Source organism: Planomicrobium sp. YIM 101495, from assembly GCF_009707665.1.
Classification (GTDB): Bacteria; Bacillota; Bacilli; order Bacillales_A; family Planococcaceae; genus Planococcus.
The window spans coordinates 1,440,920-1,457,335 of the sequence record NZ_WLZW01000001.1; the positions used below are offsets into that span (position 1 = coordinate 1,440,920).

Annotated in this window: 11 protein-coding genes; 3 read left to right on the forward strand and 8 right to left on the reverse strand. The window is 51.3% G+C overall.

All coding sequences use genetic code 11. The features are described 5' to 3' along the window. Positions 1 to 260: 260 nt before the first annotated feature. From GIW82_RS07000 to GIW82_RS07020, 5 genes are all read right to left on the reverse strand, one after another. The gene (locus GIW82_RS07000; protein WP_230309222.1) at positions 261 to 1,640 is read right to left on the reverse strand and encodes an O-antigen ligase family protein; all 1,380 of its coding nucleotides are present in this window, start codon (positions 1,638 to 1,640) and stop codon (positions 261 to 263) included. A 2-nt stretch (positions 1,641 to 1,642) separates the two neighbouring features. Then, positions 1,643 to 2,776, reverse strand: a complete 1,134-nt coding sequence (locus tag GIW82_RS07005) for a glycosyltransferase (protein WP_154749133.1) — start codon at positions 2,774 to 2,776, stop codon at positions 1,643 to 1,645. Positions 2,777 to 2,796: 20 nt separating this feature from the next. Beyond that, a complete protein-coding gene (gene galU, locus GIW82_RS07010; protein ID WP_154749134.1) occupies positions 2,797 to 3,672 on the reverse strand; it encodes a UTP--glucose-1-phosphate uridylyltransferase GalU in 876 nt (291 codons plus the stop codon). Between the two features lie 472 nt (positions 3,673 to 4,144). Next, positions 4,145 to 5,437 (reverse strand): nucleotide sugar dehydrogenase, encoded by a 1,293-nt coding sequence (locus GIW82_RS07015; RefSeq protein ID WP_154749135.1) that lies wholly within the window; start codon positions 5,435 to 5,437, stop codon positions 4,145 to 4,147. A gap of 15 nt (positions 5,438 to 5,452) precedes the next feature. Beyond that, entirely contained in the window at positions 5,453 to 6,169 is a 717-nt protein-coding gene (locus GIW82_RS07020) for a WecB/TagA/CpsF family glycosyltransferase (RefSeq protein WP_154749136.1), read from the reverse strand. Between the two features lie 250 nt (positions 6,170 to 6,419). On the opposite strand from GIW82_RS07020, the gene csaB reads away from it, so the two are divergent. Genes csaB through murJ form a run of 3 tightly spaced genes read left to right on the forward strand, consistent with a single transcriptional unit; the run spans position 6,420 to position 10,281 of the window. Next, positions 6,420 to 7,529: a polysaccharide pyruvyl transferase CsaB gene (gene csaB, locus GIW82_RS07025; protein ID WP_370456118.1), complete on the forward strand. Its 1,110-nt coding sequence runs from the start codon at positions 6,420 to 6,422 to the stop codon at positions 7,527 to 7,529. Between the two features lie 28 nt (positions 7,530 to 7,557). Further along, positions 7,558 to 8,733, forward strand: coding sequence for a glycosyltransferase family 4 protein (locus GIW82_RS07030; RefSeq protein WP_154749137.1), 1,176 nt, complete (start codon positions 7,558 to 7,560; stop codon positions 8,731 to 8,733). A 27-nt stretch (positions 8,734 to 8,760) separates the two neighbouring features. Then, positions 8,761 to 10,281: a murein biosynthesis integral membrane protein MurJ gene (murJ, locus tag GIW82_RS07035; protein ID WP_154749138.1), complete on the forward strand. Its 1,521-nt coding sequence runs from the start codon at positions 8,761 to 8,763 to the stop codon at positions 10,279 to 10,281. A gap of 488 nt (positions 10,282 to 10,769) precedes the next feature. Here the strand turns inward: murJ and GIW82_RS07040 are convergent, their stop codons facing one another. From GIW82_RS07040 to GIW82_RS07050, 3 genes are all read right to left on the reverse strand, one after another. Further along, positions 10,770 to 12,761, reverse strand: a complete 1,992-nt coding sequence (locus tag GIW82_RS07040; RefSeq protein ID WP_154749139.1) for an S-layer homology domain-containing protein — start codon at positions 12,759 to 12,761, stop codon at positions 10,770 to 10,772. Positions 12,762 to 12,976: 215 nt separating this feature from the next. Then, positions 12,977 to 14,026 (reverse strand): C40 family peptidase, encoded by a 1,050-nt coding sequence (locus tag GIW82_RS15005; protein WP_304608892.1) that lies wholly within the window; start codon positions 14,024 to 14,026, stop codon positions 12,977 to 12,979. A 421-nt stretch (positions 14,027 to 14,447) separates the two neighbouring features. Next, entirely contained in the window at positions 14,448 to 16,349 is a 1,902-nt protein-coding gene (locus GIW82_RS07050) for a S8 family peptidase (RefSeq protein WP_195913974.1), read from the reverse strand. Positions 16,350 to 16,416: the final 67 nt, after the last annotated feature.

A 16,416-nucleotide genomic window follows, 5' to 3' on the forward strand; every position in this document is an offset into this window, starting at 1 on the left:
ATGACAGAAAATACCGCTGACACAATTTTTACAACATTTTTTTGCGGGATATCTGTCGGGTCTGAAGAATCTGTTTTGCATACATTTTAAATAAAAAGCCATTTTTTTAGCTATTTTCATGCTGAAACTGAGATGTTCTGACAATTCAGCCGGCATTTCGCGCCTGCTCCATTAGGATTTTATCCCCTCCCAGGTGGTGGATAACTGCAAAAAAAATAGCCTGTCCGATAAGCATTTGATGCTTGCCGGACAGGCCTGTTTCATTGTTTTTCTTTCACGAGATTCTCTTTCACGACGAGCAGCGCCAAAATCGCGGCTAAATAGATTGAAACCGCTGGTGCTGTGAGGACGTGCCCTGCTGTATAGGCGATTCCGATCCCGAGCAGGAACGCGACGCCGTAAAGAATGTAAAAGTAGTTGAAGTGCGTTTTCAGGTTCTTGGCAAAGTGGATGACGTATCTACCTGCGAACCACACGAGCGGTGCCATCAAATAGATGAACCCGATCCAACCGAAGGAATAGAACCAATCATGAAAATCCATCTCGATCATCTTCAGTGTCTTGCCTGGCTCAGGCTCTACGTAGTTCCCGGCGAAGCCCATCCCGAACAATTGCTGGCTGATCGGCGAGGAGAAGAAATCTTCGCGCATCGCCACTTCGTATTTTTCACGCGAACTGAAGACAAGGTTCTGGACTTGCTCGGAAGTGAACGTCGGTTCTTCTTCCGGCAGTTCTTCCCCTTCAAGCGGTTCCCCTTCTCCCGGACGGTCGACCGGCTGGCCGAGATTGATTCCGAGTGAAGAGATGTGCGCGAACATATTTCCGAAGACCGGCGTGAATGGTGTCGCGACGAGGAGCAATGCCGTCAGAATCGCAGACACGAACAGATTTGCTTTGACGCGCTTCGTCCGGTTCTTCATCAGTAACATAATCAAGCTACCACAAAGAACGGACAACAAGACGATGACGATCCCGCCGTAGCCGACTTTCGTTCCGAGTGCGAGCATGCCTAGTGACAGGAGCACGAACGGAATCCAAGCCCACGGCCGTTTCAATGATTCCGTACGCTCAGTTCCGTATAAGGCGACGATCGGGAGCAGAATCGCCATGATCGCACCGATTTCATTCCCTGCATAGAACCAACCCGTGAAGCCGACTTTCGTGTGCGAATAGTTGGCAAGGCTCGTGCCGGTGATCTGTGCAACGATGAAGACCGCCGCGATGATGATACCCGACAGGAAGAAGTACTGTGTCGTTTTTTGTGCGATGTCGAATTTCATCGCTTTCAATTCCCGGTAAACGATGATCAGTCCGAGGAATGTAATGTGGAAATAAATCACTTTATTGAAGAACTTCAATTCCTGGAACAAGTAATAAGGATCTTTCACTTGCATATTCAACACGACATTGACGACGAGAATGACGGCAAGGCCGATCAAATAGGCGACGAAGAGCCTGCTGAGCCCGCTCTTCCTGGCAAGCCATAACATGAGCAGCAAAATCGCCACCATGTACGCAGCCCGGACAAAAACACCGACCGTTACGCTCGGGCCGGCCATGAACAGGGATGCAGTCGTCAAAATATCGATGATTGGCTGCAGCACTAGGAAAGCTACAAAAAGCATAAGTATCTTTTTCATATTCATGAGCTGGAATCCTCTTTCGTTAGTAGACTAAGTTGGTTGAAAATGGCCGACAGTTTCGGGCGCACATTGGATAATTCATACTCTCCGGATGTCTGCAAAGCTGCCGCACTGACTGCAGCTTGTTGTTCCGGCATCAAGTTGTTGAAGTGTGCAAGTCCTGTCGCCAACGCTTCCGGATTGCCCGGCTCGAACAGCCAGCTATTCTTGCCATCTTCGACATAATCAAGGATGCCACCGATCCGGCTCGCCAGAATCGGAGTACCGCAAGCCATCGCTTCAAGCCCCACAAGACCGAGGCTTTCGCCTTTGCGGGTCGTCGGGAAGATGAATAGCTCAATGACATTATACACTTTCGCGAGATCCGCGTGTTTCATGAGTGGAAAATGGATGACCAGTTCTTCCAGCCCGAGTTGTTTGCGCAGCGCGAAGAACGACGCGTCATCTTTCCCGGAACCGACCATGATGAGACGGGTCCGCTGCTGCTCCTGTGGATGGGCATCGACGTAACGTTTGAAGCCGTTCAACAGATGGTCCCATCCTTTGCCGACATCCATCCGTCCGACGTAGCCGAAATAACGATAAGCGGGATCGAGTCCGAGTTCATTCAGCTGTGCGTTCTTCCGATCAGGCTGCGGGCGGAAAATTTCCGCATTGACACCGCCTGACGGGAAAATGTGGATCGGATTGGTGATGCCGTACTTCTCTTTGACGAGCCCTTCATAATAACGGGACGGCGTGATGACAGCAGTCGATTGCTGGAGCAGCCGTTTGACGTTCGGCTGGAACTTCTCCTGCGAAGCGACTTCCGGCACGACGTCGCTGCCATGGACATTCGTCACAATCCGAACAGAAGGCTTCAGCTTTTTCAGCTGAAGCAACGGAAAGGCATTATGCGCGGCATAGTGGACGTAGATGAAATCGTAGCCGCCCGTCAATCCTTTCCGGATGATGTTCGCATAATGGGCAGCGTAAGCTTTTGCCTTGGCCGCTTTCGATGTCTGTTTGGTCATGACAGCACGGTCCACTTCGAAGCCTTCTGCTTGCAGGATCGCTTCCGTATTCTGGACAAATACGCCATAGCTCGGGAATTGTTCAGAAGGATACATATTGGACACGAGCAAAATCTTCAAATTTGTTCCTTCCTTTCCGTTCACTTGTTCGCTTCATCCAACTTCTGCTGCATGAACTTGAGCAGCCCCGACCGGAGTTCCGGACGTTGCAGGGCGAATTCGAGAGTCGTCTCGACGAAGCCGTGTGTTTCCCCGACATCGTAACGTTTGCCGTCGAATGCATAGCCGTAGACGTTCTGGATGGCATTCAATTGTTCGATCGCGTCCGTCAATTGGATTTCCCCGCCTGCCCCGACTTTCATTTCGTCGAGGAATTGGAAGATTTCCGGATTGAACACGTAGCGTCCGATGATTGCCAAGTTTGACGGCGCTGTGCCGGCACGCGGTTTCTCGACGAATTTCTTCGCTTTGTACAGCTGGCCGTCCTTCTCTGCAGGATCAAGAATGCCGTAACGGTATGTTTCTTCGTCAGGCACTTCCATGACGCCAATGATGGACGATTGTGTTTCTTCGTATTGCTGCATGAGTTGCTTCAGACCAGGCGTTTCCGACTGGATGATGTCATCGCCAAGCAAGACGGCGAACGGCTCATCGCCGATGAATTTGCGTGCTGTCCATACCGCGTGGCCGAGACCGAGCGGGGATTTCTGCCGGATATAGTGGATGTCCACTTTGCTCGACAACTGGACGGCATTGAGCAATTCGAATTTCTCCGATTCCGCAAGGCGGGATTCCAGGAGATGCGCGGAGTCGAAATGGTCTTCGATCGCGCGCTTGTCTTTCCCTGTCACGATGATGATGTCTTCGATCCCTGATTCGATCGCTTCTTCTACAATATATTGGATGGTCGGCTTGTCGACGATCGGCAGCATTTCTTTCGGCATCGCTTTCGTTGCCGGCAAGAAGCGCGTTCCGAGTCCTGCAGCCGGGATAATCGCTTTTTTGACTTTTTTCATGAGAGAGGCCTCCTTTAGTTGAAGTAAGGTCGTTTATATCATTATATGTTGCATAATAGAATGCTGTTTAGAAAGGCAGAAGAAAACACTCCATGCGGACGCTTTCCGCGGGCATGGCTTGAGCCTCCTCATTCACTTCGCTCTCTGCGGGGTCTCAAGCTCATGCTATTTCCGCAGGAAAGCGTTGGCCGAGGGAAGTTCGGACAATGCTTTGCGAGGAAGCAGCGAAGCGATGCAGGAGCACATCTTTGCCCTTCGCCGCATTCCGTGCTTTCTTCTTAAGATAGCATCAGATGCTCCAATTATCACAATTCAAAGATGAGTGCGTGAAGATATGGAGCAAAAACGGCGGAGACTCTAGTGGAATTAGTGAAGTCTCGAAATCCACCCGGACTCGGGAAGCGAGGACGGGTTAGTTCGAGGCGAGCCCACTAGACGCGGAGCCTTTTTGCGGAATATCGTTCTAACTAGATTAGATCGTTTGCTCAGCCTTGTGGTTCTTGGAGTCTCCTAGTAAGTAGACGTCGAAGCCTGCTTGTTCCCACTTGTCGCGGCTGATGCAGTTTTTCGTGTCGATGACAATCTTGTTTTTGAGCGTCGTAAATCGTGCTGGGTCAAGCTCCTTGAACACCGTGTGGTCCGTCAAGATGACAAGTGCCGATGCGTCTTGGACGGCTTCTTCCATCGATTGCGTCTGGACCGGCAATTGGTTTTCTTTGATATGAGGGTCATGCGCCATGATGTTCATGTTGCGCTGGCGGAATTGCTCCACCACTTCGACGGACGGGCTTTCGCGCATGTCGTCGATGTTGCCTTTGAATGCAAGGCCAAGTGCCGCGATTTTCGGATCGTTGATGCCTTTCGCATTCAAGATATCGGCTGTCAGCTGTGCTGTATAAGAAGGCATGCCGTCGTTCGTGCGGCGGGCCAAGTGAATCATTTGCGCTTTTTCCGGGTCCAATTCCACGAGGAACCATGGATCGACTGCGATACAGTGTCCGCCGACGCCAGGGCCTGGCTTGTGAATGTTGACACGCGGGTGGAAGTTGGCAAGGTCGATCGCTTCCCAGATGTTGACACCGATCCCTTGTGCAATCATCGCAAGTTCGTTCGCGAAAGCGATGTTGACATCACGGTATGTATTCTCCATGACTTTGACAAGCTCAGCAGTTGTGGCATCCGTTTCGTGCATTTCCCCTTGGACGAAGGATTCGTACAGTTCCGTCGTCATGCGTGCGGATGCTTCGTTGATGCCGCCGATGATGCGGTCGTTCGTGACCAGCTCCGTGAAGACTTTACCCGGGATGACGCGCTCAGGTGAATGCGAAACGAAGAGTTCCGTGCCGATTTCCATGCCTGACTTGATCAATTCCGGCATCATGACGTTTTCCACCGTTTTCGGTGGGACCGTCGATTCCAGGATCACCAAGTTGCCCTTTTCAAGGAATGGTACGACTGATGCTGTCGCTTTGCGCACGTAGTCCATCTCGGCCGTTTTGTCCGCTTTGATCGGAGACGGCACGGCGATGATGAAGACGTCCGCTCGTTGCGGCGTTGTGCCTGCTGTCAGCATGCCATTATCGACTGCAAGGTCCAAACGTTCCTGCAAGCCGTCTTCTTCTATATGAAGTTGTTTGTTCTGGATCATCTTTACCGCACGTTCATTGACATCCACACCGTGGACTTGGTGGCCATGATTGGCGAACATGACTGCTGTCGGTAAACCGATGTAGCCGAGTCCGACAACACAAATCGATTTTTTCATGATTGGTAAACTCCTTTATTTTTGGGATCTCAATACTTTCACAAGAAATACAGGCAGCTGTAATTGGCGTTTGATGCGGCTCGGGTTCGACGCGAGGCGGTACAGCCATTCGATGCCGAGCTTACGGAACGGAGCGGGTGCGCGTTTGACTGTTCCGGAGAAGACGTCGAAGCTGCCTCCCACACCTTGGAATACAAGGACGTTCTGAAGTGCCCGCATGTTCCGCTTCATCCACAGTTCCTGCTTCGGACTGCCGAGTGCGACGAAGAGGATGCGTGCGCCGCTTTCGCGAATGCGCTCGACTAGTGCCGCTTCATCCTTTTCATAGCCGTTCGAGTAGCCGGCGACTGGAATGTTCGGATGCGTCTTCTTGATTTCTTCGATCGCTTTTGTCACAACTTCCTCTTTCGCGCCGTAGAAAAATACCGGATGCTGGTCTTCTTCCGCGAAAGCGAGAAGACGCGCCATCATGTCTACGCCCGTGACACGTGATGTGACGGTGCCGCCTTTCACTTTCGACGCCAGTAAGATGCCGACGCCGTCCGCAATCTGGTAAGTGGATGCGTTGATCAGTTGTTTCACTTGCGGGTCTTTTTGTGCCGCCATCACTTTTTCGGGATTGACCGCGATGATGGTCGACTGTTCACTGCGTGCAACGCGACCGCGCAGATCCTCGATAATGCCTTCATATGTCAGCGGGGATACATCGACCCCGAGATAACTGTCTTTCATCTATTCAAACCTCGATTCCCTGGTCTTCAATTTTACTAGTATATCAGATTCAGCAGGGAGTTGCATAGGCTGAATGACAAGTGTTAGAATTTAGCAAGGACAAGGCTTCAAGGGTCTTAGTCCGCTCCGGTGAAGCAGTGAAAAGTGGTTAGAAAATTATCTATTTTCTGGCGCTGTTCGTCAGCCTCCCTTTTCGAACCTCTGACAAGTTCGTCAGCCCTCACCGGGACCAGTTTAGGAGGAAATGTAAGTGAAAATTGTATTATCAGGGTTTTATGGTTTGGGAAATACGGGCGATGAAGCGATTCTGAAGTCCATTATCGATAATTTACGCGCAGAGCTCGACAGTCCCGACATCACGGTGTTCTCCCTGTCCCCTGAAGAGACAGCGAAGGAATACAACGTGAAATCGGTGTATCGTGCATGGCGCCGTGAGAACAAGGAAAAAGTGAAAGCGCTGCGTGGCGCAGACTTGCTCGTATCCGGAGGCGGCGGTCTCTTGCAGGATACGTATCCGACGAAGTTCTTGTTCGGTCCGCTTCCTTATTACTTGCTGATCGTGCTGCTCGCGAAGCTTTGCGGAACGAAAGTGATGTTCTTCTCGCAAGGCATCGGGCCGGTCACATCGAAGTGGGGCAAGTTCTTGATGCGCCTGCTTGCGAACCGCGCAGACTTCGTGACGGTGCGTGACCAGTATTCGAAGGATTACTTGCACAGCCTCGGCGTGACGCGTCCGGAGACGGTCGTTACGGCAGACATCGTCTTCGCATTCAAAGCGGACGAGGAAGACCGTGCATACAACTCCTTGCCATTGACTGGCGAAGAGAAGATCGTTGCCGTGACGATACGCCCGTGGTTCGACCATCCGGATTACATCGAGAAGACGGCGCACTTGTTGGATGAGTTGATCGAACAGCGCGGTGTGACACCGGTCTTCGTGCCGATGGAAGGTAAGTATGACGTCCCTGCTTCCAAGGAAGTCATGGCGAAAATGAAGCACGCGGACAAAGCAATGCTACTCGGATCGGATTTCACACCGAACGAGTTCTTGAACTTCATCCGCCACGCGGAATTGACAGTCGGCCTCCGTTTGCACGCTTTGATCTTCTCAGCGCTTTCGAACGTCCCGCACCTCGGATTCTCTTACGACAAGAAAGTCGAGAGCTTCCTGAAACGTTCGGGCATGTGGGATTATTCGTTCCGCCTCGGCGAGATCGATGAAACTAAACTGCTAGAGAACGCGTTATATTTACTGGATAATAAAGAACAAGCGCAAGCGATCATTGCGCCGAATGTACAGACACTGCACGATGAGGCAATGCGTAACGTCGAGTTGCTGAAGGAAAAGTTCGAGAAATAACGGTTCGATGATAGAAAGGGAATGACTTATGAAAATCTTGCTTGCAACATCTTATGACTACCCCCACCTCGGCGGGCTGTCGACCCATATGACGACATTAAAAACAGGCCTCGAGAACCTTGGCCACACGGTAGAAACGCTATCGTTCACAGACGTTGAGAAATGGCGCCGCGACTTCGTTGCTCGCGGTCCTTCGTTTGTCCTGAACAAAGTTTCACTCGGCGCAGGCTACGTCTGGACGTTGAACCGCCGCCAGGACTTCCTGGAGAAAATGCTGAAGCAGCCGAAGTACCAGTCATTCGACTTGGTCAACGCACAGGATGTCTTCGCAACACGCGCTTCGCTGAAAGCAGGCCTTCCGACAGTGACGACGGCGCACGGCTATTTGACGTACGAAGGCATTTCGAAAGGCTCGGTCGCTGAAAACAGCAAACACTCTGCTGAATTGTTGTCGGTCGAATTCGACATGTTCAAGAAAACGCGCGAAGTCGTCACAGTCGATACACGCATCAAAGAATACATCAAGCGCGAAGCGGACGTTGACGCGACGATGATCAAGAACTTCATCGACGTGGAAGACTTCAAGCCGGAATTGGACCGCCGCGCGGAGTTCCGCAAGAAATACGGCTTCTCGGACGATGAGAAGATTTTCTTCATCCCGCGCCGCCTGACGAAAAAGAACGGCGTCATCTACCCGATCCTTTCATTCCCTCCTGTCTTGGAGAAATTCCCGAACGCGCGTCTTGTGTTCGCAGGAACGGGTGAAATGATGGACGAGATGAAAGCGAAAGCGAAAGAGCTCGGTATCGAGAAACAAGTCACAATGCTTGGCGCAGTCGACCATAAAGACATGATCCAATATTACGCGCTCAGCGATATCGCGCTTGTTCCGTCGATTTACTCGGCGGGTGTCGAAGAAGCGACTTCGATCTCGGCACTTGAAGCGATGGGCTCTGGTATTCCACTAATCGCCTGTGCAGTCGGCGGCTTGAAAGAGATCGTCGACCACGAAACGGACGGCTTGCTCGTAGAAGAGCGGAACGTGCCAGCATTGACTGACGCGATGATCCGACTCCTGGAAGATCCGGAATACGGCAGCGGCCTTGCTGATGCAGCACGCCAAAAAATCGTCGCAAACTATTCGCATTTCGCAGCAGCGGAAAAATACGAAGCCATCTACAAACGTGCGCTTCAACAATCTTGACCGGGCTTTAAGAAAGAAGGTACTGATATGTCGAGTTTGAAAAAAGCGGCGATATGGACGACCGGCCTCGCCCTGCTGCTGAAATTATCCGGATTTTTACGCGAATCGGTCGTTGCCCGGGAGTTCGGGGCATCGGACGCGACGGACGGCTACTTCCTCGCCTTTTCTTTCATTACGCTCGTCGTCGCAATGATCGCTACCGGCTTCAACAATGTCTTCTTGCCGATGTACATCAAGCGGCGACAAAGCGGCGAAGATCCGACAGACGGCAATGCCAATGCGCTGCTGAACTGGACGATGCTGCTGTTCATCGCGATCTCAGTGATCGGGTGGGCATTCGCCGAGAAGTTCGTGCCGTTCATCTACCGCAACATGAGTCCAGGTGCTGAGCAAGTCGCGGTCGAAATGACCGAAGTGTTCTTCATCTTCATGGTGTTCATCGCGCTTGCCGGCTTGCTGGAATCGTACTTGCAGTCACGCCGTATCTTTGTCCCGACACTCGTGTCGAAGCTGTCTGCGACATTAATGGCTGCCTTGTTCGCCTTGCTGTTCAGTGATGTCTGGGGCATTTACGCAGTCGCGTACGGCTTTATTTTCGGAACGATCGTCGGAGCATTGATTCAAGTCGTCTATCTTGTCCGGTCGGATTACAAGTGGACGCCGGCACTCAAAATGGAAGCGGACTTCCGCAAGGCCTTCTTGATTTTGATCGTGCCGTCCTTGTTGAACTCGGTCGTCGGCCAAGTGAACTTGTTCGTCAACAAATCGTTCGCGTCCGGCGTCGGCTTCGAAGGGGCTGTCACGTACTTGAACAACTCGCAGCTGATCGTGTCGATTCCGAACGCAATCTATGCGGCGACACTCGCAGCAATCATCTTCACCTTGATGTCCGAACAGACTGAGAACGTCGCGAAATTCCGCGACACAGTCTTTCGCGGTATGGAGCTGTCGTTCATCACGCTTGTCCCGATCACGGCAGGCTTGCTCGTCGTCGGGGACGCAGTGATCGCGTTCATCTATGAGCGCGGGAAGTTTACCGCAGTCGATTCAGCGAACACTCACATTGCGTTACTGTTCTATTTGCCGATCATCATCTTCCAAGGCATGCAGCTGATCCTTTCCAAATCAATGTATGCACGTGGGAAAACTGCGATCGTCTTCCGTATTTCTGTGACGACGATCGCGATCAACTTCTTGCTGAACTGGTTATTGGTCGAACGTTACGGTTACGTCGCACTTGCTTTCGCCGCGTCAATCGTCTCGATCTACTATTTCACAGTCTCGCTCATCGTTGTCTACAAAGACCTCGGCTGGGGCGAATTGCGTCGTTTCGGCGATTCAGCTGTCCGGACAATTTTGCCGGCCGCGGTCATGGCATTGACCGTATGGGGTGCGAAACGCTTGCTTGGTACAGAACAGTGGTACTCGCTCCTGCAGCTGGCGGTGCTGATTCCGATCGGCGTCATCGTCTACGCAGTTGCCCTGCGTATCATCCATCCGGCTGGCTTCGGCCGTGTACTCGGACTTGTGAAACGCGGGAAGAAATAATAGAAGCACGAGCTGCATGCGGCTCGTGCTTTTTTTGCGGGGTTTTTGGCTGAAGTGCGATATGGGGGACGTGAAATGCGATATGCCGGGAACGAAGTGCGATATCAGCGGCGTGAAATGCGATATGCGTGCGGTGAAATGCGATATCTCCCCTCGCCCCCAACAGAGCCGCAGCCCCTAAGCTATCCTACAAGCCCTTATCATGAAAAAAGCACCTGCCGCGGCATGTGCTTTCCTTACTTCAAAATCGACGCCCGGAATCCGGCTAGATCTCTTGAATACGTCCGAAAATGATGAAGTGCGATATGAGAGACGTGAAATGCGATATGCCGGGAACGAAGTGCGATATCAGCGGCGCGAAATGCGATATGCGTGCGGTGAAATGCGATATCTCCCCTCGCCCCGAGGAGAGCAGGAAGATTAGTTCAAAACCGGAAGCCCCTATATTGAAAAAAGCACCTGCCGCGGCAGGTGCTTTCCTTCTTGCATTAGTTGATGCGGTCGATCAAGTCCGAGCGGATGTAGCTGTAGCCGCCCGTATTGAGGTCGGAATGGACTTTGTACCAGATGTAGCCGTCGTTGCCTTTGACTTCGCCTGCGATGACGACTGGATAGCCAAGATCACCATCGACGCCGAGGTTCGTGCGTTTGTACGTGTACTGGATTTCTCCTTGCGGTGCTTTGCGGACGTTGACGCTCGGTGTGTTCGTGATGCCGAGGTCGTAGCGTCCGATGTCGCGTTGGCCGAGGTACAAGTCAGCGCGGAACATGTGTCCAGCGATTTTCGAGCCCCATTTCGGATCGGATGCGTAGCTGACATTGAAGCCGGCTGTCTTGTTCCCTGGCACTGCCCCGTTTGCGTAAGCGCCGTGCGGGTTGGCATAGTTCTTGTTCATGTAATCTTTGGCGAATGCTTCGATGCTCGCTTGTGGATTCGGATACTTCGCCCCTGCTTCCGGAGAGCTGTCATAAACCTTGATGCCGAACAGGTTGTTCTTCGTCAAGGCATTCTCACTCATGCCACTTGCACTTTCATGCATCGCTGCTGCCAGCATGAACAGTGCATTGACGTTGTGTTGGTTTTGAAGCTTGATGAAGTGCTCGCCCATGCCGATCAGCTTCGAGCGCTTGAGCGCGTCTTTGTAATAACCGCTATCGCTGTTCACTTCGCTGAGACGGTGCATGATGAAACGGTCCAGGTCAGCTGCTGAATAGCTTGTTTTCGTGCGGATCAATTGGAACTGGAAGTATGGATAGTGCTCGAACAGTGTACGTCCAGCTGAATTGGCGAAGTTCACACCGTCATGGCTGTAATAGCGGACGCCTGCTTGCATCGCTGCTGGAGCTGGTCCGATCGAGTGCGTACCCCCGCGCTGGGTTACGTGGTTGTATTCGTAATGCTCCAGTGTTCCCCACTGGTTCTTCACGAAGTAATCACGGTTCGTGATCAGTTCGTACGGAATGAAATTGACTTCGCTATGTTTCGCATAGCCGATCGTTCCGCCGATTTGGACTTTGACGAATTCTGCGTTGGCGTCGATGTAGCGGATTTCACGTCCATGCTCGACATATGTTGCTTGGTTACGGAAGTCTTTGTCGTAATAGACCGTCGTCACTTGACGGACGTTCCCTGCTGTCCGGTCGCCGTAAGCGATGCCCGACTTGATGCGGACGATTTCATCGCCGCGGATGATTGCTTTGGCAGTCGGTGTGGCCTTGAATGCTTCAGCTGTTTCCAAATAACTTTCACGACCCAGAGATTGCTTCACAAGCTTGCCGCCTTCTACGTAACCAAGGTAGTAATCCGAATCAACGGAAGGCTCGTCGGGTGTCACAGGCGGTACTGGTGCATCTTCAAGTGCATCCAAGAAACGCGAGATGAATGCTGCTGCTTGCTCGCGTGTTGCAGGATTTTCCGGTCTGAAGGAATACGTCACCGGATTGGTGTTCGTATTCGGATAGCCGCTGATGATGCCGTAATGGGCGTTGACGTAGACTGCACGCAAGACGCCTGAGTTGATGCTTGCTGCATCGGTGAAGGTCATGGTCTTTTGCGTCAAGTCCATGCCGCTGTATTTGATCATGTTCTGGATCGTAAGTGCCATTTGTGCGCGTGTGATCAGGGCTTCCGGTCTGAAGCTTGATGACGAAACTCCTTGCATGATGCCGGCTTTATAGACCGCGCCGATGTCATCGCCAAGTGCTGCATTCGATGAGACGTCGGTGAAGGTGTGTGTACCCGCTGGAAGCTCGAGTGCACGGTTGATGAATGCTGCGAATTGCGCGCGTGTCACGTCTGCTGTCGGGCGGTATGTACCATCCGTGTAGCCGGAGATGACGCCGCGGTCGATCATGGCACGGAACTCTTTTTCCAGTGCGCTTCCTGGTACAATATCACTGGCCGACGCCGGTGATGTGAATGTGGCGATGCCAGAAATCAATAGGATCAATGCTGCGAAAAGTTTTGTGATGGATTTCATAGGAGCCTCCCTAGATGTGTTTGACTTCAGTGTAAAGCATTACACCGATGATAAAAAGAGGAATTCGGTATTTTTTGAAAGATAGTTCGCAATGCGTATGGAATATTCTGCGTTGAAAGTGCGGTTCCTCTGATTTCGATTAAGAAAAAAATCCACCCGATAACCAGGTGGATTTTTGAGTTTCTACTATATTAATAGTCGTTCTATTGATAATCTTATTTCGTGTTCATTGCACTGAATAATGCTGCTGCGAATTCAGAACGGTTCGCCTCACGCTGTGCATAGAAGCTTGACGTTTGGAAGACGGATGTCTGATCGATCGCTTTCAGTGTGATGATTTCTTTGTGGCCGCCAGTTGATGCGCTCACGTCGTTGTATTTGTATGATGCTGTTTGTGCTTGGATCTCGCTTGATTGTGAAAGTTTGAATGCACGCTCAAGGATGATTGCAAGCTGTGCTTTCGTCAAGGAATCGTACATGCCGAATGCCCCGTTCGAATAGCCTTTCAGGATGCCTGCTTCTTGCATTGCTGCAATGTCGCCTGCAAAGTTATGGTTCTTCGCTACGTCTCTGAATTGGACGTTCGTGCTTGCTTTAAGACCAAGCACACGGTTGACCATTGCTGCTGCTTGTCCACGTGTTACGCCTTCGTTCGGACGGAAGTCCTGTTTCTTGAAGCCGTTGATCACGCCGGATACGTTCAATGTTTTGATTGCTTCGTATGCTGGATGTGAAGATGCAACATCCACGAAGTTACCGTCTGTTACCGGTGGTAGTACTGGTTCTGGAGCTGGAGCGCTCTGTACGCTGCTTAGGCGTTTTGCCCCTGCATATTTAGGAGCCCAATATGGGTTGGTGTTGATATTTGAAATTTCGACTCCGCCGCTTTCTGCAGAGATCACGTTGCCGTTGCCGACATAAATACCTGTATGGGAGATGCCTTTTTTATATGTATTTGCGAAAAATACAAGGTCACCTTTTTGAAGATTGCTTTTCGATACTGCTGTTCCTACGCTGTACTGTTCTGCTGAAGTTCTTGGAAGTGAAATTCCGAAGTTGTTGAATACATAACGGATATAGCCGGAACAATCAAAACCTGATGGTGTTGTTCCACCGAATTTATAAGGTGTACCTTTGAACTTCATCGCGTAATCTACTATGGCTTCCGGTGTAGCTTTTGCACTGGCTTCGGCTTCGGTTGTCATCATTGGTAGTGCTGAGATCATCAAAATGGCGATCATCATGCCTATTATACGTTTTTTCAAATTGTCACCTCGTAAGTTAGTGTGATTCAAGTGTTGATCAGACACTGAATCAAGATTTGCTTCTGTGATGTACTTTATCTGTTTGTTGCTTGTTTATTAAAACTTGTTTTCTGAACCTGATTAGAATCATAACAGATTCAAGTACACCTTTTGGTTACGAGAATATTACATTTATGTAACATTGCCTAGAAATACGTTTAAACCCAGGAAGGACGGGCAATAGACGGTATATTTTCTGAATATTCATACCTACTTTCTGTCTGCATAGGCTTGATTTTTCTTTAAATTCACTTGTTTTGTTACAGTACAGGGTCGAAATGTCCATGGAATTTACGAATCCGTTTAACGAGAATCGCCGTTTGTTACAGGAGTTTCGACGTAAAAAAAGAACCACTCCAAATTTCTGGAGTGGTTCTTCCATTCATTTTCCGATCAACATCGGGTTTTCCGACCGTGCCAGGAACACGCTGAATGTGTAGCGGTTCATGAAATCATACGGCCCGAACGTCTCTGCCGTCGTTCCTTGGGTGATGCCCGCTTGTGTGAGGCCACGGATCGCCTCGTAGCTCGCCATGTTGCTATGGACGTCCGTGAATGGATTCGGCGCCTCTTCGTCCACGTTGAATCGATACGTGCTGTGGATCAGCAAGGCCATCTCTGCACGTGTCACCGATTGGTATGGCTTGAATGTGCCATCCGGGAAACCGGCGATGAGCCCTTGTTCGCGTGCCGACTGAATATAGCCGGACGCTTTGTTGTTCGCACCGACATCCGAGAATGCCGTGTCGCGCTGCGTGCCATCCAGGCCTTGCGCTCTGCCGAGAATGATCATCGCTTCAGCACGTGTGATCGACTGGCGCGGCTTGAACGTCCCGTCCGTATAACCGCCGATCATATTGTTGCTGTAAAGGTAACTGATATGAGGCGCAAACCACGATGACATCGTAAGGTCCGGGAAGGCCGGTTCTTCAACTGTCAATGTCACAGCGTCACGAACGGTCTTGCCGGCTGCATCGAGGTAGTTCACTTCGAACTTGTAAGTACCTTTCGTCTTGTAGACGTCCCATTTTCCAGGAGCCGTCTCTTGCAAGGCCGTGCCGTTTTCCGTCATCGTCCACCCGGAAGCATTGTTCTTGTTGTGCAAGTCGATCTGGATGTGCCCTTTGTTGACGGTCGCTTTCGGGAACACGAAGTTCTTGATGTTCTTTTCGTACTGGACGATGCCTTGACCGGTTTCGTCATCCCGTCCGGTCTTGCCGATATCCAGTGCCGTCTGCTTGATCATTTCCCGGTATTTCGTATTCGCGAGTCCAGGATACTGCTCCTTGTAGATCGCCATGATCGCTGAGACGTGCGGTGCCGCCATGGAGGTCCCCGTCAATCTGCGGTAGCCGTCCTGCTTGTCGTCCCAGATATCGAGCCCTGTCGGATACGTGCTGTAGACGAGCTGCCCCGGTGCGGAAATTTCCACTTCCGGTCCGTAAGAGGAGTTCGCTTCACGCTTCCATTCGCCGTCCAGTCCACCCACCGCAATGACCGTGCTGTACTTCCCTGGATAAGTGACTGTGCTCGGCTTGACTTCCCATCCTTCGTTACCGGCAGCCGAGACGATGATCATGCCTTCGTCGTAAGCGCGTTTTAGCATCATCTCAAGCGGCCGGTCATCGATCTTGATCGAGATGCTCATGTTGAGGATGTCGATGTCGTTCTGGATGGCCCATTCCACGCCTTTCGCGACTTGTGTCGTGGATCCGGCACCGCGGTTGTTCATCGTTTTGATGGCATATAGCTCCACACCCGGAGCGATGCCGATGATGCCTTTGTTGTTTTTCTGTGCGGCAATGATGCCTGCGACGTGCGTTCCGTGGCCTTCATTGTCGTCATATGGGATGCCATCTGCACAAACCGCTGCCGTACAGACACCGCCTGCAAGCTTCAAGTCCGGGTGGTCCGTCGCGATGCCCGTATCAAGTACGGCTACACGGACGCCTTTCCCTGTGTAAGGCGCAGTGTGCTGCGGTGTCGCTTTCACGGATTGATACGTGCTGGGAACCACATCGCTCGTTACTGTATATTCTCTGTTCGGGTAGATTTCAGCTGTCCGGAATTCGGCCTGCAACGCGTTCTTCTCATCGTCCGTCAGTGCCAGCTCCACGATGGGCAGCTCTTCGAATTCTTCTGTGACGGATGGATACGCAGCTTTGATCGCGCCGATCTCCGCTTCAGATGCATAAATTAAATAACTTTCCGATCCCTCGGCTGAAACCTGCGCCGGCAGCAGGACGATAATGGATAAAAGAATGAAAAAAGCGAGCTGTTTCATGTCAAGTCCCCCCTGATGTGTAAACTTCTCTCCCATCATACCTTATTTGCACTGGAAATAGCATGCT

Bases quoted from the DNA above. Each gene is read 5' to 3' on its own strand.
- GIW82_RS07000 (WP_230309222.1), bottom strand. From the start codon at position 1,640: ATGAAAAAGATACTTATGCTTTTTGTAGCTTTCCTAGTGCTGCAGCCA.
- galU (WP_154749134.1), bottom strand. From the start codon at position 3,672: ATGAAAAAAGTCAAAAAAGCGATTATCCCGGCTGCAGGACTCGGAACG.
- GIW82_RS07015 (WP_154749135.1), bottom strand. From the start codon at position 5,437: ATGAAAAAATCGATTTGTGTTGTCGGACTCGGCTACATCGGTTTACCG.
- GIW82_RS07020 (WP_154749136.1), bottom strand. From the start codon at position 6,169: ATGAAAGACAGTTATCTCGGGGTCGATGTATCCCCGCTGACATATGAA.
- GIW82_RS07030 (WP_154749137.1), top strand. From the start codon at position 7,558: ATGAAAATCTTGCTTGCAACATCTTATGACTACCCCCACCTCGGCGGG.
- murJ (WP_154749138.1), top strand. From the start codon at position 8,761: ATGTCGAGTTTGAAAAAAGCGGCGATATGGACGACCGGCCTCGCCCTG.
- GIW82_RS07040 (WP_154749139.1), bottom strand. From the start codon at position 12,761: ATGAAATCCATCACAAAACTTTTCGCAGCATTGATCCTATTGATTTCT.
- GIW82_RS07050 (WP_195913974.1), bottom strand. From the start codon at position 16,349: ATGAAACAGCTCGCTTTTTTCATTCTTTTATCCATTATCGTCCTGCTG.